At 47.4% G+C, this 21,689-nt stretch carries 18 protein-coding genes; 4 read left to right on the top strand and 14 right to left on the bottom strand.

The annotated features are described in order from the left end of the window. Nucleotides 1–16: 16 nt before the first annotated feature. The 7 genes from JHL22_RS08310 to rpsB form a co-directional block, all read right to left on the bottom strand. Nucleotides 17–1,192: a 1-deoxy-D-xylulose-5-phosphate reductoisomerase gene (locus JHL22_RS08310; RefSeq protein WP_200235888.1), complete on the bottom strand. Its 1,176-nt coding sequence runs from the start codon at nucleotides 1,190–1,192 to the stop codon at nucleotides 17–19. 6 nt (nucleotides 1,193–1,198) lie between these two features. After that, nucleotides 1,199–2,071, bottom strand: coding sequence for a phosphatidate cytidylyltransferase (locus tag JHL22_RS08305; RefSeq protein WP_200235886.1), 873 nt, complete (start codon nucleotides 2,069–2,071; stop codon nucleotides 1,199–1,201). Between the two features lie 12 nt (nucleotides 2,072–2,083). Then, complete coding sequence (gene uppS, locus JHL22_RS08300) at nucleotides 2,084–2,839, bottom strand: polyprenyl diphosphate synthase (protein ID WP_200235884.1); 756 nt, start codon at nucleotides 2,837–2,839, stop codon at nucleotides 2,084–2,086. 46 nt (nucleotides 2,840–2,885) lie between these two features. Then, nucleotides 2,886–3,446, bottom strand: a complete 561-nt coding sequence (gene frr, locus JHL22_RS08295) for a ribosome recycling factor (RefSeq protein ID WP_200235882.1) — start codon at nucleotides 3,444–3,446, stop codon at nucleotides 2,886–2,888. A 10-nt stretch (nucleotides 3,447–3,456) separates the two neighbouring features. Further along, complete coding sequence (pyrH, locus tag JHL22_RS08290; RefSeq protein ID WP_200235880.1) at nucleotides 3,457–4,173, bottom strand: UMP kinase; 717 nt, start codon at nucleotides 4,171–4,173, stop codon at nucleotides 3,457–3,459. Nucleotides 4,174–4,293: 120 nt separating this feature from the next. Beyond that, nucleotides 4,294–5,166 (bottom strand): translation elongation factor Ts, encoded by an 873-nt coding sequence (gene tsf / locus JHL22_RS08285; protein WP_200235877.1) that lies wholly within the window; start codon nucleotides 5,164–5,166, stop codon nucleotides 4,294–4,296. Between the two features lie 139 nt (nucleotides 5,167–5,305). After that, entirely contained in the window at nucleotides 5,306–6,061 is a 756-nt protein-coding gene (rpsB, locus tag JHL22_RS08280; RefSeq protein WP_200235876.1) for a 30S ribosomal protein S2, read from the bottom strand. 209 nt (nucleotides 6,062–6,270) lie between these two features. Here rpsB and map point away from each other — a divergent pair, with 209 nt between their 5' ends. Genes map through JHL22_RS08260 form a run of 4 tightly spaced genes read left to right on the top strand, consistent with a single transcriptional unit; the run spans nucleotide 6,271 to nucleotide 10,888 of the window. Beyond that, nucleotides 6,271–7,071: a type I methionyl aminopeptidase gene (gene map, locus JHL22_RS08275; RefSeq protein WP_200235874.1), complete on the top strand. Its 801-nt coding sequence runs from the start codon at nucleotides 6,271–6,273 to the stop codon at nucleotides 7,069–7,071. 3 nt (nucleotides 7,072–7,074) lie between these two features. Continuing rightward, nucleotides 7,075–9,693 carry a [protein-PII] uridylyltransferase gene (locus JHL22_RS08270; protein ID WP_200235872.1) on the top strand — a complete coding sequence of 873 codons (2,619 nt, stop codon included), beginning with the start codon at nucleotides 7,075–7,077 and terminating at the stop codon, nucleotides 9,691–9,693. Further along, entirely contained in the window at nucleotides 9,690–10,391 is a 702-nt protein-coding gene (locus JHL22_RS08265; protein ID WP_200235870.1) for a MarC family protein, read from the top strand. Before JHL22_RS08270 ends, JHL22_RS08265 begins: the two co-directional genes overlap by 4 nt. 14 nt (nucleotides 10,392–10,405) lie before the next feature. Next, entirely contained in the window at nucleotides 10,406–10,888 is a 483-nt protein-coding gene (locus JHL22_RS08260) for a disulfide bond formation protein B (protein ID WP_200235868.1), read from the top strand. A gap of 7 nt (nucleotides 10,889–10,895) precedes the next feature. On the opposite strand, the gene purF is transcribed toward JHL22_RS08260, so the two are convergent. From purF to aceE, 7 genes are all read right to left on the bottom strand, one after another. Beyond that, nucleotides 10,896–12,428: an amidophosphoribosyltransferase gene (purF, locus tag JHL22_RS08255; protein ID WP_200235866.1), complete on the bottom strand. Its 1,533-nt coding sequence runs from the start codon at nucleotides 12,426–12,428 to the stop codon at nucleotides 10,896–10,898. A 30-nt stretch (nucleotides 12,429–12,458) separates the two neighbouring features. Next, the gene (locus JHL22_RS08250) at nucleotides 12,459–12,950 is read right to left on the bottom strand and encodes a CvpA family protein (RefSeq protein ID WP_200235864.1); all 492 of its coding nucleotides are present in this window, start codon (nucleotides 12,948–12,950) and stop codon (nucleotides 12,459–12,461) included. 4 nt (nucleotides 12,951–12,954) lie between these two features. Then, nucleotides 12,955–13,872 (bottom strand): SPOR domain-containing protein, encoded by a 918-nt coding sequence (locus tag JHL22_RS15950; RefSeq protein WP_234041197.1) that lies wholly within the window; start codon nucleotides 13,870–13,872, stop codon nucleotides 12,955–12,957. A gap of 35 nt (nucleotides 13,873–13,907) precedes the next feature. Further along, nucleotides 13,908–15,203, bottom strand: coding sequence for a bifunctional tetrahydrofolate synthase/dihydrofolate synthase (folC, locus tag JHL22_RS08240; RefSeq protein WP_200235862.1), 1,296 nt, complete (start codon nucleotides 15,201–15,203; stop codon nucleotides 13,908–13,910). 120 nt (nucleotides 15,204–15,323) lie between these two features. Further along, a complete protein-coding gene (lpdA, locus tag JHL22_RS08235) occupies nucleotides 15,324–17,069 on the bottom strand; it encodes a dihydrolipoyl dehydrogenase (protein ID WP_200235860.1) in 1,746 nt (581 codons plus the stop codon). A gap of 15 nt (nucleotides 17,070–17,084) precedes the next feature. After that, nucleotides 17,085–18,779: a dihydrolipoyllysine-residue acetyltransferase gene (gene aceF / locus JHL22_RS08230; RefSeq protein WP_200235858.1), complete on the bottom strand. Its 1,695-nt coding sequence runs from the start codon at nucleotides 18,777–18,779 to the stop codon at nucleotides 17,085–17,087. Nucleotides 18,780–18,790: 11 nt separating this feature from the next. Next, nucleotides 18,791–21,499, bottom strand: coding sequence for a pyruvate dehydrogenase (acetyl-transferring), homodimeric type (aceE, locus tag JHL22_RS08225; protein WP_200235856.1), 2,709 nt, complete (start codon nucleotides 21,497–21,499; stop codon nucleotides 18,791–18,793). Between the last annotated feature and the right edge of the window lie 190 nt (nucleotides 21,500–21,689).

Below are 21,689 nucleotides of genomic sequence, written 5' to 3'. Positions count from 1 at the left end.
AAGATCCTCGGGCAGGTCAATGGGTATTGTTTAACAGTTCACTGGTATGGCTTCTGGTTAGGGCATCAAGTTCGAAGACATCATCTATATGACCCAATGATCCCTTGACAGTTCCTGCAAATCCATCAAGCATCTTTTCGATTGTAACGGCAATGTCGGTAAACTTTATTCTGTTTTTCAGGAAATAATCAACCGCTATTTCATTTGACGCATTAAGCACCACACAGTCCGACTGGCTTGATTGCAGCGCATCAAAAGCCAGCTTCAGACAGGGAAACCGCTTGTAATCAGGCAACTCGAAATTAAGCTGCAATAAACGGGATAAATCAAAATTTTCGGTATTGCTTTCAATTCTGTCGGGGTAACCTAGCGCATACGAGATGGGAATACGCATATCCGGATTACCCAATTGCGCTAACAATGAGCCGTCAATATACTCAACCATTGAATGAATTGTGCTTTCAGGATGAACCAGAACATCAATTTTTGAGGCATCAACATCAAACATCCATTTTGCCTCGATCACTTCCAGCCCTTTATTTAACATAGTGGCCGAATCAATGGATATTTTTCTTCCCATGGACCAGTTTGGATGTTTGCACGCCTGCTCGGGGGTTACTGCAGAAAGCCGGGACGGATCTATATTACGAAACGGCCCACCTGAAGCGGTAAGAACAAGACGTTTTACCTGTGAATTGTTTTTGCCGCCAGGTAAACATTGAAAAATCGCATTATGTTCACTATCAAGTGGCAATAAAATGGCATTATTTTTTTTAACCGTTTCCATAAACAGGGAACCGGCAGCAACCAGCGCTTCTTTGTTAGCCAGTAAAATTCGCTTGCCGGCCTGCGCAGCGGCAAATGCAGATGGTAAACCTGCTGTCCCCACAATTGCAGCAACAACCGCATCCACCTCTGGGTCACGGGCAGTCTCACACAATCCTTTGGAACCTACACGAATTTCAGGCATGGCTATATTTGCGGGCCAAAGCTGCCTGAATTTTTTTTCAGCGATCTCATCAGGAACAATCACAACCTTCGGGTGATGAACCAGACAAAGTGCCAGCAATTTTTGAATGCGGCTATGCGCACTAAGCGCGTAAACGGAAAAACGCTCCGCGTGTTTGCCTATAACATCCAGCGTACTGTCACCAATGGAACCGGTGGCGCCAAATATTGCTATGTTTTGCATAATAAATTAATGAATAAGTAAATACCAGATCAGCATTGCAATCGGACTGACCGACAATACCGAGTCCAGCCGATCCCAGACACCACCATGGCCAGGCAATAAACTGCTGGAATCCTTGAAACCTGCCCGGCGCTTCATGAGCGATTCATACAGGTCTCCAAAAATGGAATAAACTGCCAGCAATAAACCCACTGCCGAAATGAGCAAGATAGAAGATTGTTGCAGCATGAAATGGGAAAAACTGTTTTCTATGAATGCACTGGCTATCATCCAGATGATGGATGCCAAAATACCGCACAAGGCACCCGAACGGGTTTTTCCCGGGCTGATTTTCGGTGCAAGCTTTGCACCACCAAAATATTTGCCTCCAAAATAGGCAAATATATCAGCACACCAGATAAGAACCAGATAAGAAAAAACAAACCAGGCACCATGCATAGCATACATGGTAATAATGGCATACCATGTTGCTACAATGGTAATAAAACCAAACAAGGCATGAAAGAAATTTTGTCCGGCTGGATCCATTTGTGCCCGATAAAGCACAATCGGTATCACTAACAGCCAGGCCAGTGCGCTAATCACAACAAAAAGCAGCCCCACCTTGTTGAGGATAGAATAATACGGCGTACCGGCAACCATCATGTCAGGAAGAAAAATGGCACCGGTTAAAAATAGTATAAACAGAACAACGGCACCAATATATTCATGCCCTTTACCACGACTTTCTTTTGGCAAGGCAAGCCGCAACCATTCCCAGAATGCTGCGGCAGCGGCAATACTGACAAAGCCGTTAAAATATACTGGGTTAGCCATTGAAACAGCTACGGTTAAAACCACCAAAAGAACAATGGCCGTTATAATTCTTTGGCCAAGCATGAGTGCCCCCTATTATTTTGTTTTAAGCTGAGCACTGGTTCGCCCAAACCGGCGTTCCCGGCTCCGGTACCACTCAAAAGCCAACTCCAAGTCTTTTTCCTTGAAGTCGGGCCAATAAGTATTGGTAAAATAAAGCTCTGTGTACGCCAGCTGCCAAATCATAAAATTTGAAATACGGCTTTCACCGCCTGTCCTGATGAATAAATCAGGCTCGGGTGCCCAGGACATGGCAAGATAACTATTAAGCAATTGCTCATTGATTAATTCTGGGGAATGGGCTGCTTGTGGATTTTCGGCCACAAGACGCCTCATTGCCTGCAAGATATCCCAACGGCCACCATAGTTGGCGGCAATCGTCAGGGTCATTGTGGTGTTAGCGCTGGTTTTTTCTTGTGATTGAAGGATAAGTTGCTGTAATTTTGGCTCAAACTGAGACAAATCACCCACAACTTTCAAGCATATGCCATTTTGGTTCAGACGTTTGACTTCCCGCTCCAGAGTGCGAATAAAAAGTCGCATGAGCAAAGAAACTTCATCTTTCGGGCGACGCCAGTTTTCTGAACTGAATGCAAACAAGGTCAGGTAGCTGACGCCGCTTTTGGCACAGTGCTCGACAACTTTACGTACGGCTTGCACACCACGAACATGCCCTGCTGTCCGTGGTAGCTTTCTGTCGGTTGCCCAACGGCCGTTGCCATCCATAATAATGGCAATATGTTTTGGCACACCATGGGTTTCCGGAATTTCAAGTGTCGAGCTTAGGATCATTAGCTAGCTTCAATAAATGTAAATATTATGAATAATAAGCCAATGCTTAAACTTTCATGATTTCGATTTCTTTTTGAGAAATCAGGGCATCAATTTCAGAAACAAATTTATCCGTCATTTTCTGGATATCATCTTGGGCGCGACGCTCATCATCTTCAGAAATTTCTTTGTCCTTAACCATTTTCTTGAAGGTGTCATTGGCATCCCGACGCAGGTTACGGATGGCAATTTTTGCATCTTCGCCTTCATTCTTGACCACTTTACTCAGATCACGGCGACGTTCTTCTGTTAAGGCTGGCATGGGCACACGCAATAGTTCACCTAATGCCACAGGATTCAGGCCAAGATCGGATTCACGAATAGCTTTTTCCAGGGGAGCCGCCATTTGTTTTTCCCATGGTTGCACGCTAAGCGTGCGGGCGTCAATAACATTGACTGCCGCAACTTGGCTAACAGGAACCATTGAACCGTAATAGTCAACCTGCACATGATCAAGTAGCGCAGCTGTGGCGCGGCCGGTACGAATTTTTGATAAATTGTTTTTCAGCGTTTCAATGGATTTGTTCATCCTGGTTTCAGCTGATTTTTTTACTTCTGAAATACTCATTACATATCCTTTATACGTGAACTAACGTGCCTTCATCTTCACCGCATATTGCTCTTTTCAGGGCACCCGGCTTGTTAATTGAAAAGACCATAATTGGCAGTTTCTGGTCGCGACACAAGGCAAATGCCGTTGCATCCATGACTTCAAGCCGGCGTGAAATTGCCTCATCAAAACTGATACGGGAGTATCTTGTGGCGGTAGGATCTTTATTGGGGTCAGCAGAATAAATACCATCTACTTTTGTGGCTTTCAAGACAATTTCAACCCCCATTTCAGCACCACGCAATGCTGCAGCGGTATCAGTGGTAAAAAATGGATTGCCTGTTCCCGCAGCAAAAATAACCACTTTTTTCTCTTCGAGATAACGCAATGCCTTAGGGCGAATATAAGGCTCAACCACCTGGTCGATATTCAGGGCAGACTGAACCCGCGCTACAACACCGTGGTTTTTAAGCGCGTCCTGCAGGGCAAGCGCGTTCATGACTGTGGCCATCATACCCATATAATCTGCGGTTGCCCTGTCCATGCCTTGTGCACCGGGTGCCACACCGCGGAAAATATTACCCCCGCCAATGACAATAGAAAGCTCTATACCCATTTTTGCAACTTCAGCAATTTCTTCTGTCATGCGTATAATCGTTGCTCGATTAATACCATACGCATCTTCGCCCATTAAGGCTTCGCCAGAAAGCTTTAAAAGAACGCGTTTAAATTTATTGCCATTCATGCCAAGGCATCCTTAAAAAAATTAACATGTTATTGTAACAAGCCTAGGAGAAGATTTTTGCAGTTTTCAAAAATAATCCCCTTAACAGGGGATTATTTTCATCAGGCCAAATTGCTTGAATTAGTTGCCAGTAGCGGCAGCCACTTCAGAGGCAAAATCACTGACTTGCTTCTCTATCCCTTCACCAACTACAAAGATGGCAAAACTGGAAATAGAAGCTTTATTTTCTTTCAGCATTTGCTCAACGGTTTGTTTGTCATTTTTAACAAATGGCTGGGTCAGCAAGGTAACTTCCTTGAGGAATTTGGCAATAGAACCCTCGACCATTTTAGTAACGATCTCTGCGGGCTTACCGGATTCAGACGCCTTTTGCTCGGCTACAGAACGCTCTTTTTCAATTTCCTCGGCAGGTACACCCGTAGCATCAATAGCTTTAGGCTTGGTAGCCGCAATGTGCATGGCCAGGTCTTTACCTACTTCCTGATCACCAGAGAACTCTACCAACACACCAATACGGCCGCCGTGAATGTAGCTGGACAACAGGTTTTCTGTTGCGATACGCTGGAAACGGCGAATAGACATGTTTTCGCCGATTTTACCAATCAGGGCTGAGCGTGTGGACTCTACGGTACCTTCAGCAAATGGCAGTGCAGACAATGCTTCAACGTTGGCAGGATTTTCTTTTGCCACCAACTCTGCCATCTGATTGACAAAGTTTATGAAATCGTCATTTTTAGCAACAAAGTCGGTTTCACAGTTGATCTCAACCACAGCACCGGTTTTGCCATCTTCAGCAATATACAGACCAACCAGACCTTCAGCCGTAACACGTGAAGCGGCCTTGCTGGCTTTGCTACCCAGTTTGACACGCAGAATTTCTTCAGCACGAGCCATGTCGCCATCAGCTTCTGTTAGTGCTTTTTTGCACTCCATCATGGGCGCATCTGTTTTCTCGCGCAGTTCCTTTACCATCGCAGCAGTAATCGCAGCCATTTTCACTCCAGTATTTTTTAAGTCGCCCCGACTAGGCGGGGCGAATTGAATTTACAAATATAATTGATCAGCCTAGCGGGATCAATGGACAACATACCCGATTCTCATGACAACTGAATATCGGGCAAGATGCTGTCTATTAGTTGTTGTCGTCTTCCTGAACTTCTTCAACGAACTCTTCTTCACCTTCAACAATGGTTTCAACCAAACCATTCAGGCTTTGCTCTCGGCCTTCAAGGCAGGCATCAGCCACGCCTTTTGCGTAAAGGGCAATTGCTTTTGCAGAGTCATCGTTACCAGGAATAACATAATCAATACCATCAGGTGAGTGATTGGTATCAACCACGGCAACCACGGGGATACCCAGTGTGCGAGCTTCCTGGATGGCAATTTTGTGGTAGCCAACGTCAATAACAAACAACACATCGGGAAGGTTGTTCATATCCTTGATACCACCGATGGATTTGTTCAGCTTTTCCAGTTCACGATCGAACATCAGGGCTTCTTTCTTGCTCATGCCTTCGGTGCTGCCATCAGCAACAGCCACTTCCATTTCTTTCAGACGCTTGATAGAGCTTTTGACCGTTTTAAAGTTGGTCATCATGCCGCCAAGCCAGCGGCTGTCAACATAAGGCATGCCTGCGCGTGCGGCTTCAGCTGCTATGGTTTCACGTGCAGCACGTTTTGTACCAACAAACAGGATTTTACCGCCACGGGCAGCTGTCTGGCGAACAAATTTCATTGCTTCCAGGTAGTTACCTACGGTTTTTTCCAGATTGATGATATGAATTTTGTTACGGCTACCAAAAATGTACTGAGACATTTTGGGATTCCAGTAACGGGTTTGGTGACCAAAGTGTACACCTGCTTCCAGCATTTCACGCATCAATGACATGATATAAAACTCCAAAGGGTTAGTTCCTGTGTATTTTTAGTATTGACTTTATCTTTTAAAATCAACACCCTAGGAAAAAATACACGCGATTTACTGCATAATAAAAAATAAAAATAGATGGTACAATCTATACTTTTATTGCTTCTTACCCGAAAATTTCAGGTAAGCCCATTATTGTACTATCTTTTTTATAATTTACTCAAGCAGTTATGCCAATTTTAACAAACCAAAATGACATCGACCAAATGAGAGACGCCTGCCAAACAGCCGCCTCTGTACTGGATTATATTGCACCTTTTGTCAAGGCAGGTGTAACAACCGGTGAAATCGACCGCCTGTGCCTAACCTACATGACCGATGTACTCAAGGTTAAATCAGCCACCATTGGCTACGCTCCACCGGGTCACCCGCCTTATCCTGGAAGCGTCTGCATTTCAGTCAATCATGTCATTTGCCATGGCATTCCTGGCAACAAAAAACTCAAGAACGGAGACATCCTTAATATTGATGTCACTATTATTCAAAACGGCTGGTATGGCGACACCAGTCGCATGTTTTATGTAGGCCCCCCTTCTATTCTGGCAAAGCGCCTTATCGAAAATGCCTACGAGTGCATGTGGCTGGGTATACAGCAAGTCAAGCCCGGCGCAACGCTTGGCGATATCGGCCATGCCATTCAAAAACATGCTGAATCCAACGGATTTTCTGTGGTTCGTGAGTATTGCGGACACGGTATAGGCCGTAATTTCCACGAAGAGCCCCAGGTATTGCATTTTGGCAAGCCCGGAGAAGGCCTGAAGCTGGAAAAAGGCATGGTTTTTACCATAGAACCCATGATTAACGCAGGTCGTAAAGAGTCACGCATATTGGCCGACCAATGGACCGTTGTGACTCGCGACCACAGCCTTTCAGCCCAATGGGAGCATACTATCATCATCACCGACACCGGCTACGAAGTCCTTACCACATCCCCCGACATGCCGGCGCCACCGGCTTTTATCAAGCAATAAAAAATGAATATTCCCAGCAAAGCTTTGCTTGCCAAACAACTACTTAATGAACAACAAAAGCATTTGTTCAATTTATACAGGCAACAAAAAATAAGACCGGATACTTTGCTGGTATCACTTCGTAAAATCATCGACCAGGCGTTCAGAAATCTGGTCGAATTCCATCCGCTTCCCCAAAATGCGGCCCTATGCGCCGTAGGCGGTTATGGCCGAGGAGAGCTCTACCCGTTTTCAGATATTGACATCCTGATTCTCCTTAAAGAAGATCCGTCAGCAAAAGAAAAAATCACGCTTGAATCATTTGTTGCCCTGCTATGGGACCTTGGTCTTGAAATTGGTCATAGCGTGCGAACGATTGATCAATGCCTTGAAACCGCCAAAACAGATATAACCATAGAAACCTCATTGCTGGAGTTGCGTTTCTTGCTGGGTAACCGAAAACTGGCTCTTGAACTGGACCGGCAGTTTCATGACAGACTAAATCCTCGCGAATTTTTTCTGGCTAAAAAACTTGAATTACAACAACGTCATGCCCGCTTCAGCGACACCCCCTACTCTCTTGAACCCAATTGCAAAGAATCACCTGGTGGCCACAGAGACATGCAGCAAATACACTGGCTGGCAAAGGCAGCCGGAATGGGGGCCAGTTGGCGCAATCTGGTTACCGCAGGTTTAATGACCGATGACGAATCCAGCAAACTGAAAAAAGCCGAACAGGAATTCAAGCGACTGCGTATTGAACTTCATTTGCTGGCCAATAAACGTGATGATCGCTTACTGTTTCATACGCAACCCGTCTTGGCTGAAACTTATAAAATAAAACCCCAGGGCAGCAAGCGCCCCAGTGAAGTACTCATGCAACGGTATTATAATTCGGCCCGTGTTGTTTACCAGCTTACCCAATTCATGATGCAAAATTTTCAGGATTATTTTTTTCCGGTTACCAACCCCAGGATAATTGATATTGATGAAGATTTTTGCAGCATCCAGCAAAGACTGGACATCAAGGCTGATGACGCCTTTGAGCGTAAGCCCCAGCTACTGTTGAAGTCGTTTCTGGTTATGCAACAACATCCCGAATTAACCGACATGACCGTCCGTACACAGCGGGCCATCTGGAGCTCGCGTTTCAGGATAGACGCCCAATTCAGGCGCAACCCGGTTAACCGCTGGCTGTTTTTGCAAATCCTGCAATCTCCCACCGGCATCGTACATAACCTGCGACGCATGACCATGCTTAATGTGCTCCCCATGTATATCCCGGCATTCAAAAATGTGGTTGGCCAGATGCAACATGACTTATTCCATGTATACACCGTAGATCAACACACCTTGATGGTTATTCGCAACCTGCGACGCTTTACCATGCCCGAACACGCCCGCGAATATCCCCTGGCCAGCCATCTGATTGCTTCTTTTGAAAAACATTGGTTGCTGTATGTGGCCGCCCTGTTTCACGATATCGCCAAAGGGCGTGGTGGCGATCACTCTGAACTGGGGGCACTTGAAGCACGCAAATTTGCCAAAGATCACAAGCTCGAACCAGAAGACGCCCGCTTGGTTGAGTTCCTGGTTGAAAACCACCTTGTCATGTCCAGGGTTGCTCAAAAGCAGGATTTATCTGACCCACAAGTTATCCAGAATTTTATCGATTTAGTAAAGTCAGAGCGCAGCCTGAGTGCACTTTATCTGCTTACTGTGGCAGATATCCGCGGCACCAGCCCTAAAGTCTGGAGCGCCTGGAAAGGCAAGCTGCTTGAAGATTTATACCATCGTGCACTGGCTGCCCTGGGCGGTGCACAATTGGATCGCAGCAGTATTTTGGCGCAACGAAAAAATGAAGCCATGGCATTAATCAGTCTTGCCGGACTTGACGATGAAGACCGCGAGGCATTCTGGTCAAAAATGGATGTTGCCTACTTCTTGCGACATGAACCCCAGGAAATTGCCTGGCATACCCGGCAACTATATAAAACCGTTTCTACTGAACAGACCGTTGTGAAAGCCCGCCCCACTGAAAAAAACGAAGGGATTCAGTTATTGGTCTACACCAAAGACAAAGAAAACCTGTTTGAGTTGATTTGTTCCTATTTCTACGAAAACCAGATTAATATTCTTGACGCCCGTATCCATACCAGCAATGACGGCTACGCGCTAGACAGTTTTATCATTGAGAGCCTTGCCTTTGGTGAGGATACCCGTTCTTATGTGCCCATTATCGAACATGGTCTGGTTAATAAAATTACCAAAAAATTGCTGGAAAACTTTCAGTGCGAACTCATTCGACGAAGCCGATTCAACATGACCGCAGGCATTCGCCGGTCCCGCACCTTTCCAATTGTGCCCAGCATAGAATTACAGCCAGACGAACAAAGCAAGTCATGGCGACTTTCAATTACAGCCACCGATACACCGGGTATACTATACAGCCTCGCTGCCACTTTCAGCAGACATAATATCAACCTTCAAATGGCCAAAGTCATGACGCTGGGCGAACGCGTGGAAGACGTTTTCATCATTGATGGCGTAGCACTTGAAAATCCGCGTACGCAACTTCTGTTTGAACGTGACCTGCTTGAAACCCTGAAAACCATTACTTATCCGGATACCCGCATCAAATGATGATTAACGAGTATGTTTATTTTATCGGCCGCAGCTTTCTGTTTGTTGTCGGTACCCTGCTGCCTATTGTAAATCCACCGGCAGTAACGCCCATATTTTGGGCCATGACCAGTGGCGCCAGCAATTCAACCCGCGCCTTACTGGCCAAAAGAATTGCCATTAATGTGCTTATTATGCTTATTTTTGCTACGGTGGCGGGCAATGTTATCCTAAGCTTCTTTGGTATTTCCCTGCCTATTGTAAGCGTGGCGGGCGGGCTGCTGGTGGTTGCCAGCGCATGGCAATTGCTTAATGCCAAAGACAACGATACTGTTCATGCAGAAAAACTGGCTGAGCAATTCACACTGGAAAAAGTTAAGGCTCATGCTTTTTTTCCCTTGACCTTTCCTATTACTTGCGGCCCTGGCAGCATTGCCGCCGCCATTACGGTTGGCGCAACCCTGCAAAGCACCAGCCCTGCTGACAGCCTGCTTAATTTAACGGGCACCTTAACGGGGATTATCGTTGTGGCAGTGGTTGTCTATCTCTGCCTGCGATATGCGGCTCAATTTCTTTATAAGCTGGGCTCAACAGGAACCGCTGTTTTCATGCGCCTGTCCGCCTTTATCCTGTTTTGCATTGGCGTGCAAATTGTCTGGAATGGTGCTTATGAGCTTATAATGACCCTTTCAGGCGATATTGCCAAACTTAAATCCTAAAAACAAAGTCAGCCATGACACAAAAAACATTAAATTTCATTGCCTTAGCCTGCTTATCTGCGGTGGGTATCGCCCTGTTTTCGCAGCACGTCCTTGACATGCCGCCCTGCGCATGGTGCGTCTTGCAGCGCCTGATATTTTTGTGCATTGCGGCAGTATGCCTGCTAGCCAATTTATTCAATGCCAGGGTTATCAAGAAAATAGCCGCCTTGACTAGCGCAGGATTAGGCATTAGTGGTGTTTTTGCCGCTTGGTACCAATACAGCGTAGCCGCTGAAATGTTTTCTTGTGACCTGACTTTTGCTGACCGGTTTATGTCGCGAACCACCGGCTTGGATGGTGCCATACCCTGGCTGTTTGGCATTTATGCCAGCTGCATGGACGCCCGGGTAGAATTCCTGGGTATTGAGTACGCCCTATGGAGTCTGTTGTTATCTGCTGTCATTGTTATCGCTTCTTTGGCAGTATTATTCATTAAAAACAACACTGCCAAATAAAGACAATTTAGTTATTAGAGCCGTTATTGGCCGCATACCCCATATTGAATTGCAAACCACCCTGTGGCTCTGAGCTATTATTCTCTTGGTGGCGGCTGTCATGCAGACGTTTTAGATAGGCTTCGTCTATATCACCCGTCACATATTTTCCGTCAAAACAAGAAGCCTCATACTGGCTAATAGTTGGATTCAAATCATGAATGGCCCGTTTAAGATCAGCAAGATCCTGATAAACCAGGCCATCGGCGCCAATTTCTCTGGCCACTTCCTCGGGCGTTCTTCCGTTGGCGATCAGGTCATCCTGTGAAGGCATGTCAATGCCATACACATTAGGGTAACGCACGGCTGGCGCAGCAGATGCAAAATACACCTTGTTGGCACCCGCTGCCCTGGCCATATCCACAATTTCACGACTTGTCGTGCCACGTACAATAGAATCATCAACCAGTAAAATATTTTTACCTTTGAATTCCATGCCCATGGCATTTAATTTTTGACGTACTGATTTTTTACGTACTGCCTGGCCAGGCATAATAAATGTACGCCCCACATAACGGTTCTTGATAAAGCCTTCACGGTATTCCAGTTTCAGGTGAGAAGCCAGTTCCATGGCGGCAGGCCGGGAGGAATCAGGGATTGGCATCACCACATCAACATCGCTTAAACGCAATTGCTTGGCAACCTTGATGGCCAGATATTCCCCCATTTTAAGGCGGGCATTATAAACGTTTATCCCATCAATGGTTGAGTCAGGTCGGGCAAAATAGACATACTCGAACAAACAGGGCGTCAAGACAGGATTTTCAGCACATTGTTGTGACGATACATTCCCATCAAGATCAATAAAGACCGCCTCACCAGGCTGTACATCGCGAACAAAATCAAACCCGATACCTTCGATGGCTACAGACTCTGATGCCACAATCCACTCGGCACCCTGTTCGGACTCTGAACGACCCAGACATAAAGGACGAATTCCAAACGGATCACGGAAAGCCAGCATGCCATAGCCTGAAATATGGGCGATAACGGTATAGGCGCCTTTTACCCGTTTATGAACCGCCGCTACTGCCTTGAAAATCGTATCCGTATCTAAAGAGATACCATGTGCCGCATTTTGCAGTTCGTTGGCAAGGACATTTAGCAGGACTTCAGAGTCGGAATTGGTGTTGATGTGGCGGCGATCTACCTTAAACAGCGACTCGCGCAATTCACGCCAGTTGGTCAGGTTGCCATTATGGGCAAAAGTGATACCAAACGGTGCGTTTACATAAAAAGGCTGCGCCTCTTCGAGACTGTCACTTGAGCCAGCCGTGGGGTAACGCACCTGGCCGATGCCGGAATTGCCGGGCAATGACCTCATATTACGCGTTCTGAACACATCCCTGACCAGGCCATGTGCCTTGAACATATTAAAATTATTGCCGTTTGCTGTTGCTATCCCCGCAGCATCCTGGCCACGATGCTGCAATAAAAGCAGGCTGTCATATATCAATTGATTAACAGGAGAGCGACCGACGATCCCGACTATTCCACACATATTGTGTATACCTATTTTTAACGATGAAAACTACTGATAAGGCAGGTAAGACCCCACATCTTCGGGCAACAGCAGCGTGATCTGTTTGACCAGATTGACTGCGGGCTCTGAAAAACGTGCATTTACCCACCATTGTTCCTCAGGAAACGCAGTGTATCCTGCTATAACCACCAGCACAAGAACAATAAGAATGCCCCGTGCCAGACCAAATAAAATACCAAGCCCCCGATCAGCTGGCCCAAGACCGGTTTTTTCAATGAGCGTCCCGAGAGTCAGATTAAGCAAGCCCACCACCAACAAAACACCGATAAAGATCAAGCCATAACCGATACCCATGCTTAAAAGAGAGTTATCTATTAATGCCTGGAACCAGGGGTATACATGGGGGCCCCACCAGACAGCGCCAATAAATGCAGCGACATAGGCAATCAAAGAGAAAAACTCTTTCAGGAACCCTCTTAACAACCCCAGCAAGCCGGATACGGCAACGATAGCCAGCGCGACATAATCAAATTCGGTCACAATGTTAGTTGGATGAAATAAACCCGTTATCGTAACCTAGCGTACGCAAACGGGTTTGGGCTGCCTGCGCAGCTTCGCGTGAGTTAAATGGCCCTACGCGGAGGCGGTATTGCTGTTTGCCATTAACCATCGCACTTTGCACGTAAGCATTGGAAACGCCCGAGGTAATTAATTTTTCACGCCTGTCTTGTGCGTCTTTGGATGACGAATAAGAGGCGATTTGCAAGGAATAATTGCCACTGGTTACCTTGGTTGAACTTTTGGGTTTGACAGAAGGACTGCGTCCCTCTAGCAATGCCAGGGCACGTGAACCATCATCGGTGCGTTCAGCCTCTTTGATGGTAATCCGATTATCGGGCTTTTTAATCTCAACCGGCTTGGTCCGTTCAGGTACCTGTTTTTTGACCACTTCTTTGGATTCTGGCTGACGGTCTGGTGTTGTGGACGCTTGCCCAGCCAGGTTTTGCGTGTTGTTAGCTGATGCTGTTGCAGTGCCTGAGGCCACTGATTCGACTGGCATATCCTGTGTTTGTTCGGGAATCAGGGCAGTGTCGGAAGCAACCGAGCCGGTTACTTGTATATCGCCAGAAACGGTCCCATCGGTATTAACAAGCTGGGAGGTTGAGGTGCTGCCATTGGACTCGACACCGGGAGCAGTGGTTACCGACAGGGTTCCAGCCACATTTGAATCATTATGGCCGCCCGCTACCAAAGGAGCCACTGATGGCAGTTGCTGAATCTCGGGGGTGTCGTTTGTATCAAGAACAGCGGGAACCACGATAATTGCCAAAATAATCAATACGATGGCACCCACCAGCCGGTTACGAGCCTTGGCCTTAAGCGCCTGCTGCTCTGATTCGCTTATGCGTGTACGTGACCGATGGAGCTGATTCTGGTTATTTTGTGAATTGAACAATCCCATAAAAATCCTTGTTGAGCGTTAACTTGACCGCTAACTTACCTTTTGTTTAATTTTTGCATAACAGTTGCCACCGTTACAAATGAACCAAAGACCACAACCCTATCATTGTCAGTCATTTTTTCTTGTGCCGCTTCATAGGCACTTACTGGCGTATCATAGACCGTAACGGTTGGTAAACCATCTTGATCGGCAGGAAAAAGAGCCGTGATTTTATTGGCAATTTCCTGCCCCGAGCGCGCCCGGTCACCGGGCAAACTTGCACAATACCAGTGATCGATGCGCCTGCCCATGTTTTTTAGGACTTCATCACAATCTTTATCATTTAGCATCCCGATAACACCATGGGTATATGGGAAATAAGCCATGCCATCAAGGTTATGCGCCAAAACCGCAGCCGCGTGCGGATTATGGGCCACATCAAGAATCACGGTTGGCTGGCCGGGCAATATCTGGAAACGACCGGGCAAGGATGCCTGCAACAAGCCTTCACGGATGGCCTGAATGGGAACAGCCAAACGATCACGAAGTGACTCAATGGCCGCCAATGCGGCAGAAGCGTTTAACAGCTGGTTGCCACCACGCAGGGCCGGATAGGCCAATGCATTGCGCCGCTGCGTGCGTCCTGCAAACGCCCATTGCTGTTTATCGCCAGAGTAATTGAAATCTTTGCCAAACAGCCATAGGTCGGCACCGGTGTTGCTGGCATAATCAAGCAGGGATTGAGGCGGCTCAGGGTCGCTGCAAATAGCGGGCTTTCCTGCCCTGAAAATATGCGCCTTTTCAAATCCGATTTCTTCCCGGGTATTACCCAGCCACTGAGTATGGTCTACATTAACGCTGGTAACAATAGAACAGTCGGCATCAATAATATTGACCGCATCAAGCCGGCCACCCAGACCTACCTCAAGCACGGCCACATCAACATTGTGCTGTTTGAACAGCAATAAAGCCGCCAGCGTTGTGTATTCAAAATAAGTCAGGGAAATTTCACCGCGCGCCTTCTCGATATGGGCAAGTTGCGCAATGATGGCGGCATCCTGGACAATACTGCCATCTAAACGAATACGCTCATTGAAATGAATTAAATGCGGCGAGGTGTACATGCCAACAGAATAACCGGCAGCCAGGTAGATGGATTCAAGCATGGCGCAGGTAGAACCCTTTCCATTGGTACCACCTACAATAATTTTTATACTGGACGTATTGATTTCCAGGCGCTTGGCCACTTCACTAACACGATCCAGACCCATGTCAATGGAAGTGGAATGAATGGATTCAAGATAAGCCAGCCATTCATCAAGGGAATGCTGTTCTGTAGGTACGGCAGTCATTGCAATATTTTTAAATACTTAACGGTTAATTGCTTATTTTAAGCGACACCAAGAAAAAACTCTCTTGATTTTCCGGAAAACCGGAAAATAAGAGAGCTTTAATCCTGACACAAAACGATATTATTTGCGTCGGGCAGGCGGCAAGTCAGTACAACTGCCATGAGCGGCTTCTGCTGCCATGCCAATAGACTCGCCTAAAGTCGGGTGCGGGTGAATAGTCTTGCCAATATCCACCATATCTGCACCCATTTCGATGGCCAGCGCCACTTCGCTAATCAGGTCACCCGCGTGGGTACCTACGATGCCACCGCCCAGAATACGGCCGGTTTGCGCATCAAAGATAAGCTTGGTGAAACCTTCATCACGACCATTGGCAATGGCCCGGCCCGAAGCGGCCCAGGGGAAAAGGCCTTTTTCAATCTTGATCCCCTCTTTTTTAGCCTGTTCTTCGGTTAGCCCAACCCATGCCACTTCAGGATCGGTGTAGGCAACAGAAGGAATGACACGAGCATCAAAAAAGCTTTTTTGTCCGGCAATCACTTCGGCAGCTACATGCGCTTCATGAACGGCCTTATGAGCCAGCATGGGTTGCCCCACTAAATCCCCAATTGCATAAATATGAGGAATATTGGTGCGCATTTGCTGATCAACCGTAATGAAGCCACGGTCACTAACCTGCACACCCGCCTTTTCAGCACCTATTTTTTTACCATTGGGTGAACGCCCCACCGCTTGCAATACCAAATCGTAGCGTTGTGGTTCCTTGGGTGCGCTTTCGCCTTCAAACTTAACCCAAATACCGTCCTCTTTTACTTCGGCACCAACCGTTTTGGTATTCAACATAATGTTGTCAAAACGGGGGGTATTCATTTTTTGCCAGACCTTAACCAGATCACGGTCTGCCCCCTGCATTAAACCATCCTGCATTTCAACGACATCAAGACGGGAACCCAAGGCAGAATACACCGTGCCCATTTCAAGACCGATAATACCACCACCCACAATCAGCATTTTATTGGGGATAGACTTGAGTTGCAAGGCACCGGTTGAATCAACAATACGGTCATCCTCGGGCAGAAAAGGCAATTTTACCGACTGGCTACCTGCTGCGATAATGGCATTTTTAAATGCCAGCACTTCCGAGGTGCCGTCTGGCTTGGCAACGGCAAGATGATGGCTGTCTGTAAACTCACCAACACCGGTTACTATAGTAACCTTGCGGGCTTTGGCCATACCAGCCAAGCCACCTGTAAGCTTGCCAATAACGCTGTCTTTGTATCCGCGCAGTTTATCAAGATCAATAACTGGCTCGCCAAAAACAATACCATTGGCAGCCAAATGTTTGGCCTCTTCCAGTACAGCCACATTGTGTAGCAAAGCCTTAGATGGAATACAACCCACATTAAGGCAGACACCACCCAGAGTGCTGTATCGCTCAACCAGCACCACTTTCAGACCCAGGTCTGCCGCACGGAACGCGGCTGAATATCCACCTGGCCCAGCGCCAAGCACCAGGACATCATAGGCATCTTCTGAAACACCTGCAGAAGCAACTGGCGCTGCAACCGCAGGGGTTACCGTTGCAGCGGGCACACTGCTGGCAGCTGGTTCGGTGTTTGATACGGCACCACTGCTCTCAAGTGTTAAAATCACACTGCCTTGAGCTACCTTGTCACCCAGCTTGATATTAAGCGCTACCACTTTTCCTGCTGCAGGTGAAGGGATTTCCATAGAGGCCTTATCGGACTCCACAGTCATCAGGCTTTGCTCCTCGGCAACAACATCACCGGGGGCCACCAAGATCTCAATTACTTCAACGCTTTCAAAATCACCAATATCAGGCACTTTAATTTCAATTTGACTCATTTTTAACCCCTACCCTTAGATTAATACCCGACGGAAGTCCGCCAGCAATGAACCCAAATAGGCGTTAAAACGAGCCGCCAGGGCACCATCAATCACCCGGTGATCGTACGACAATGACAGAGGTATAATAAGGCGTGGCTCAAAGGTTTGCCCGTTCCATACCGGTTTATATGAAGAGCGGCATACACCCAGAATAGCCACTTCAGGCGCATTGATAATCGGTGTGAAAGTTGTACCACCGATACCACCCAATGAAGAAATGGTAAAGCACCCACCCTGCATCTGTGAAGGAGCAAGTTTTCCATCCCGAGCCAGCTTGGCCAGTTCAGACGTTTCTTTGGCAATGTTGGAAATGGACTTTTTGTCTGCATCTTTGAGAACAGGAACAACCAGCCCATTTGGCGTATCGGCAGCAAAACCGATATGAAAATACTTTTTCAGAACCAGTTGATCACCATCAAGCGATGCATTGAATTCAGGAAATTTTTTCAGGGCAGCAACCACTGCCTTGATAATGAAAGCCAGCATGGTGAACTTGATACCGGATTTCTCATTCTCTTTGTTCAACTTCACACGAAGCGCTTCCAACTCGGTAATATCTGCCTCGTCATTATTGGTCACATGAGGAATCATGACCCAGTTACGATGCAGGTTGGCGCCGGAAATTTTCTTGATGCGTGACAAGGGCTTGGCCTCGATCGGGCCAAATTTGGCAAAATCCACTTTTGGCCAACCCAGCACAGACAAACCACTACCGCCAACACTTGTGCTGGTGGTGGTGGAACGCGTACTCATGGCTGCCGTTAGGGCTGCCTTCACATACTTGCGGACATCATCCTGCGTAATCCGGTGTTTATCACCAGTACCGGTCACTTGCGCAAGATCCACACCCAGTTCACGTGCAAACTTGCGAACCGAAGGAGAAGCATGAGGCAAGTTACGGCTTGGCAGTGCGGTAGGCGCATAGGAAGCCGTGGGTGAAACCCTGAACTCGGAGGGAATCGTTGCTGTTTCATCAATACGGTCCGAGCTTGGCAGTTTTACCATGGTTTCAGCCGCTTGCCCTGCCTGCTGTGCCTGTGCAGGTGCCGCCACGGGCGCAGTACTGGCTTGGGCACCAATGGTGCTTAACTCAAGAACCAGTGATCCTTTGGCAACCTTGTCACCTACTTTTACCGCCACTGCAGTTACTGTACCGGCATGAGATGACGGGATTTCCATAGAGGCCTTATCGGACTCTACCGTAATCAGGCTTGACTCCACTTCCACCTTATCGCCAACCGCCACCAACACCTCAATAACTTCAACTTCACTGAAGTCACCGATATCGGGCACAACAACACTTACCGTGCCACCTGCCGCCACAGGCACCGCTTGCTCTGCCCCAGGAGCGTCAGCAGGCTCCTGGCTGACTGCCGCTGATGTCTGGGCAGCAGCAGTAACTGGTGCTGCCTGCTCGGCCACGTCACCAGCAACCTCAAGCTCAAGAATAACACTACCTTCCTTGACCTTGTCACCAAGTTTAATTTTCAGGCTTTTAACAACACCTGCATCAGAAGACGGGATTTCCATTGAAGCCTTGTCTGATTCAACCGTGATAAGGCTTTGTTCAGCCTCTACCCGATCTCCAACAGCAACCAGCAACTCAATGACCTCGACTTCGCTGAAATCTCCGATATCCGGCACTTTAATTTCTAACAATTTACTCATATCGAAAGACCTTATGCGTGATGGGGATTGGATTTGCCTGGATTAACATCATATTTCTTGATGGCCTCGGCAAGTTTGGTAGCAGGAATCTTGCCTTCATCAGCAAGCGCCTTCAATGCAGACAACACCACAAAATGACGATCAACTTCAAAGTGCTCTCTTAACTTGAACCGGAAGTCGGAGCGTCCAAAACCATCGGTACCCAGCACTTTATAGGCACGGTCAGTTGGAATAAACTCACGAATCTGGTCAGCAAAAAGCTTCATGTAATCAGTGGAAGCGATAATCGGGCCATCTGACTCCTGCAGCTTGCGGGTGACATAAGGAACTTTTTGTTTCTTGGCGGTTGGGTTAAGCAAGTTGTAGCGATTGCAATCCAGACCATCACGACGAAGTTCTGTAAAGCTGGTAACACTCCAGACATCAGAGGCGATACCCCAATCCTGTTCAAGGAGTTTCTGTGCCTCAATCACTTCAAGCAAAATTGTGCCAGAACCCAGTAACTGTACGCGAAGTTCACCCTTATCGGTAGAGCGGAATTTGTAAATACCCTTGATAATGCCTTCTTCGTCACCTACCTGCAAGCCAGGTTGAACATAATTCTCGTTCATGACAGTCAGGTAGTAATAAACGTTTTCCTGGTTTTCAACCATGCGTTTCAGGCCGTCTTGCATAATGACAACCAGTTCATGTGCAAAAGCCGGATCATAAGAAACACAATTGGGGATAGTGGAAGACATAATATGGCTGTGCCCGTCTTCGTGCTGCAAACCTTCACCATTAAGCGTGGTGCGGCCGGCGGTACCGCCCAACAGGAAACCACGGGCCTGCATGTCGCCAGCAGCCCAGGCAAGGTCGCCAATCCGCTGGAATCCAAACATCGAGTAGTAGATGAAGAATGGAATCATGATGCGGTTGTTGGTGGAATATGAAGTAGCTGCGGCAATCCATGACGCAAATGCACCCGCTTCGTTAATGCCTTCCTGCAATAGCTGCCCGTTGGCGGTTTCCTTGTAATACATCACCTGACTCTTATCGACAGGGGTGTATTTTTGACCTTCTGGCGCATAAATACCAATTTGGCGGAATAGCCCTTCCATACCGAAAGTACGTGACTCATCAGCCAGAATGGGCACAATACGGTCACTGATACTCTTGTCACGGAGCAACTGATTCAGGAAACGCACAAAAGCCTGTGTGGTTGAAATTTCACGTCCTTCTGCCGTTGGCTCAAGGATCGCATTAAATTTATCCAGATCAGGGACTTTCAGCTTTTCTTCTGCCACTGCTCTTCGGGCTGGCAAATAGCCACCCAGTTTCTGGCGCTGCTCCCTGAGGTACTTCATTTCTGCTGAATCTTCAGAAGGTTTGAAGTATGGCAAATCGGCAAGTTTGTCATCGGGAATTGGAATATTGAAACGGTCACGGAATTCGCGAATGGAATCCAGATCCAGTTTTTTCTGCTGATGGGCAGGGTTTTTGCCTTGTGCAACATGACCCAGGCCGTAACCCTTGATGGTTTTGGCCAGAATCACAGTGGGTTGTCCCTTGGTTTTCACCGCAGCATCAAAGGCAGCGTATACCTTATTGGGATCATGGCCACCACGGTTCAGGCGCCAGATTTCCTGATCGCTCAGTCGGCTGACCATCTCCAGCAATTTGGGGTCTTTACCAAAGAAATGTTCACGCACATAGGCGCCATCATTGGCTTTGTAAGCCTGATATTCACCATCAACGGTTTCTTCCATGACACGGCGTAAAATACCTTCTTTATCACGTGCCAGTAGCGGATCCCAGTAACTACCCCAAATCAGTTTAATGACGTTCCAGCCACTACCGCGAAAATCACCTTCCAGTTCCTGGATGATTTTACCGTTACCGCGAACAGGGCCGTCCAGGCGCTGCAGGTTGCAGTTAATCACAAAAACAAGATTATCCAGTTTTTCGCGGGAAGCCAGGCTGATGGCGCCCAGGGATTCCGGCTCATCCATTTCACCATCACCGCAAAATACCCATACCTTACGATTGCTGGTATCTGCAATACCGCGTGCGTGCAGGTATTTCAGGAAACGTGCCTGATAAATGGCCATCAACGGGCCAAGGCCCATTGAAACCGTTGGAAACTGCCAGAAATTCGGCATCAATTTAGGGTGAGGATAGGAAGACAAGCCCTTGCCACCCACTTCCTGGCGGAAATTATCCAGTTGCTCTTCGGTGAGGCGACCTTCAAGGTAAGCGCGACCGTAAACACCCGGTGAAGAGTGACCCTGGAAATACACCAGGTCACCACCATGCTCGGCGGTTTCACCGTGCCAGAAGTGGTTCTGGCCACATCCGATCATGGTAGCAAGCGAAGCAAACGATGCAATGTGACCACCTAAATCACCACCATCAACCGGCTCATGGCTATTGGCTTTAACCACCATTGCCATCGCATTCCAGCGAACATACGAACGGATGCGCTCTTCAAGAGCCAAATTACCTGGGTTTGGTGGTTCCAATCCGGGAGGAATGGTATTTACATAAGCTGTATGTGGAGAAAACGGAATATTCGATCCTGAACGACGGGCCAAATCAATCAATTTTTCCAGTAAAAAGTGCGCCCTGTCAGGACCTTCCCGGTCCAATACGGCTTCAAGCGCTTCAAGCCATTCTTGCGTTTCAACTGTATCAACATCAGCGAGTTGTGCAATTTGCTGTTTGAGATCAGGCGATGACATCGTTTTCTCCTGTGAAGATTTGCTTTATACGCAAATCACTTATTTTCTAATATTGTTCTGCCCCAATTAAAGCACACTGTACCTTAAAAGCAGAATACGGCAATGCAAACTACCAATTTACCGGCAGCCAAATATAAATAATGCGACTTACATTCTAAGAGACTGACACCATTCGCACAAGCTAAATTTT

Source organism: Advenella mandrilli, assembly GCF_016595155.1.
GTDB classification, from domain to species: Bacteria; Pseudomonadota; Gammaproteobacteria; order Burkholderiales; family Burkholderiaceae_B; genus Advenella; species Advenella mandrilli.
This window is presented reverse-complemented; position numbering and strand designations above follow the sequence as displayed.

What these genes read in the sequence shown, in the direction of transcription:
- JHL22_RS08310 (WP_200235888.1), bottom strand. Translation starts at nt 1,192, where the DNA reads ATGCAAAACATAGCAATATTTGGCGCCACCGGTTCCATTGGTGACAGT.
- JHL22_RS08305 (WP_200235886.1), bottom strand. Translation starts at nt 2,071, where the DNA reads ATGCTTGGCCAAAGAATTATAACGGCCATTGTTCTTTTGGTGGTTTTA.
- uppS (WP_200235884.1), bottom strand. Translation starts at nt 2,839, where the DNA reads ATGATCCTAAGCTCGACACTTGAAATTCCGGAAACCCATGGTGTGCCA.
- frr (WP_200235882.1), bottom strand. Translation starts at nt 3,446, where the DNA reads ATGAGTATTTCAGAAGTAAAAAAATCAGCTGAAACCAGGATGAACAAA.
- pyrH (WP_200235880.1), bottom strand. Translation starts at nt 4,173, where the DNA reads ATGAATGGCAATAAATTTAAACGCGTTCTTTTAAAGCTTTCTGGCGAA.
- tsf (WP_200235877.1), bottom strand. Translation starts at nt 5,166, where the DNA reads ATGGCTGCGATTACTGCTGCGATGGTAAAGGAACTGCGCGAGAAAACA.
- rpsB (WP_200235876.1), bottom strand. Translation starts at nt 6,061, where the DNA reads ATGTCATTGATGCGTGAAATGCTGGAAGCAGGTGTACACTTTGGTCAC.
- map (WP_200235874.1), top strand. Translation starts at nt 6,271, where the DNA reads ATGCCAATTTTAACAAACCAAAATGACATCGACCAAATGAGAGACGCC.
- JHL22_RS08270 (WP_200235872.1), top strand. Translation starts at nt 7,075, where the DNA reads ATGAATATTCCCAGCAAAGCTTTGCTTGCCAAACAACTACTTAATGAA.
- JHL22_RS08265 (WP_200235870.1), top strand. Translation starts at nt 9,690, where the DNA reads ATGATGATTAACGAGTATGTTTATTTTATCGGCCGCAGCTTTCTGTTT.
- JHL22_RS08260 (WP_200235868.1), top strand. Translation starts at nt 10,406, where the DNA reads ATGACACAAAAAACATTAAATTTCATTGCCTTAGCCTGCTTATCTGCG.
- purF (WP_200235866.1), bottom strand. Translation starts at nt 12,428, where the DNA reads ATGTGTGGAATAGTCGGGATCGTCGGTCGCTCTCCTGTTAATCAATTG.
- JHL22_RS15950 (WP_234041197.1), bottom strand. Translation starts at nt 13,872, where the DNA reads ATGGGATTGTTCAATTCACAAAATAACCAGAATCAGCTCCATCGGTCA.
- folC (WP_200235862.1), bottom strand. Translation starts at nt 15,203, where the DNA reads ATGACTGCCGTACCTACAGAACAGCATTCCCTTGATGAATGGCTGGCT.
- lpdA (WP_200235860.1), bottom strand. Translation starts at nt 17,069, where the DNA reads ATGAGTCAAATTGAAATTAAAGTGCCTGATATTGGTGATTTTGAAAGC.
- aceF (WP_200235858.1), bottom strand. Translation starts at nt 18,779, where the DNA reads ATGAGTAAATTGTTAGAAATTAAAGTGCCGGATATCGGAGATTTCAGC.
- aceE (WP_200235856.1), bottom strand. Translation starts at nt 21,499, where the DNA reads ATGTCATCGCCTGATCTCAAACAGCAAATTGCACAACTCGCTGATGTT.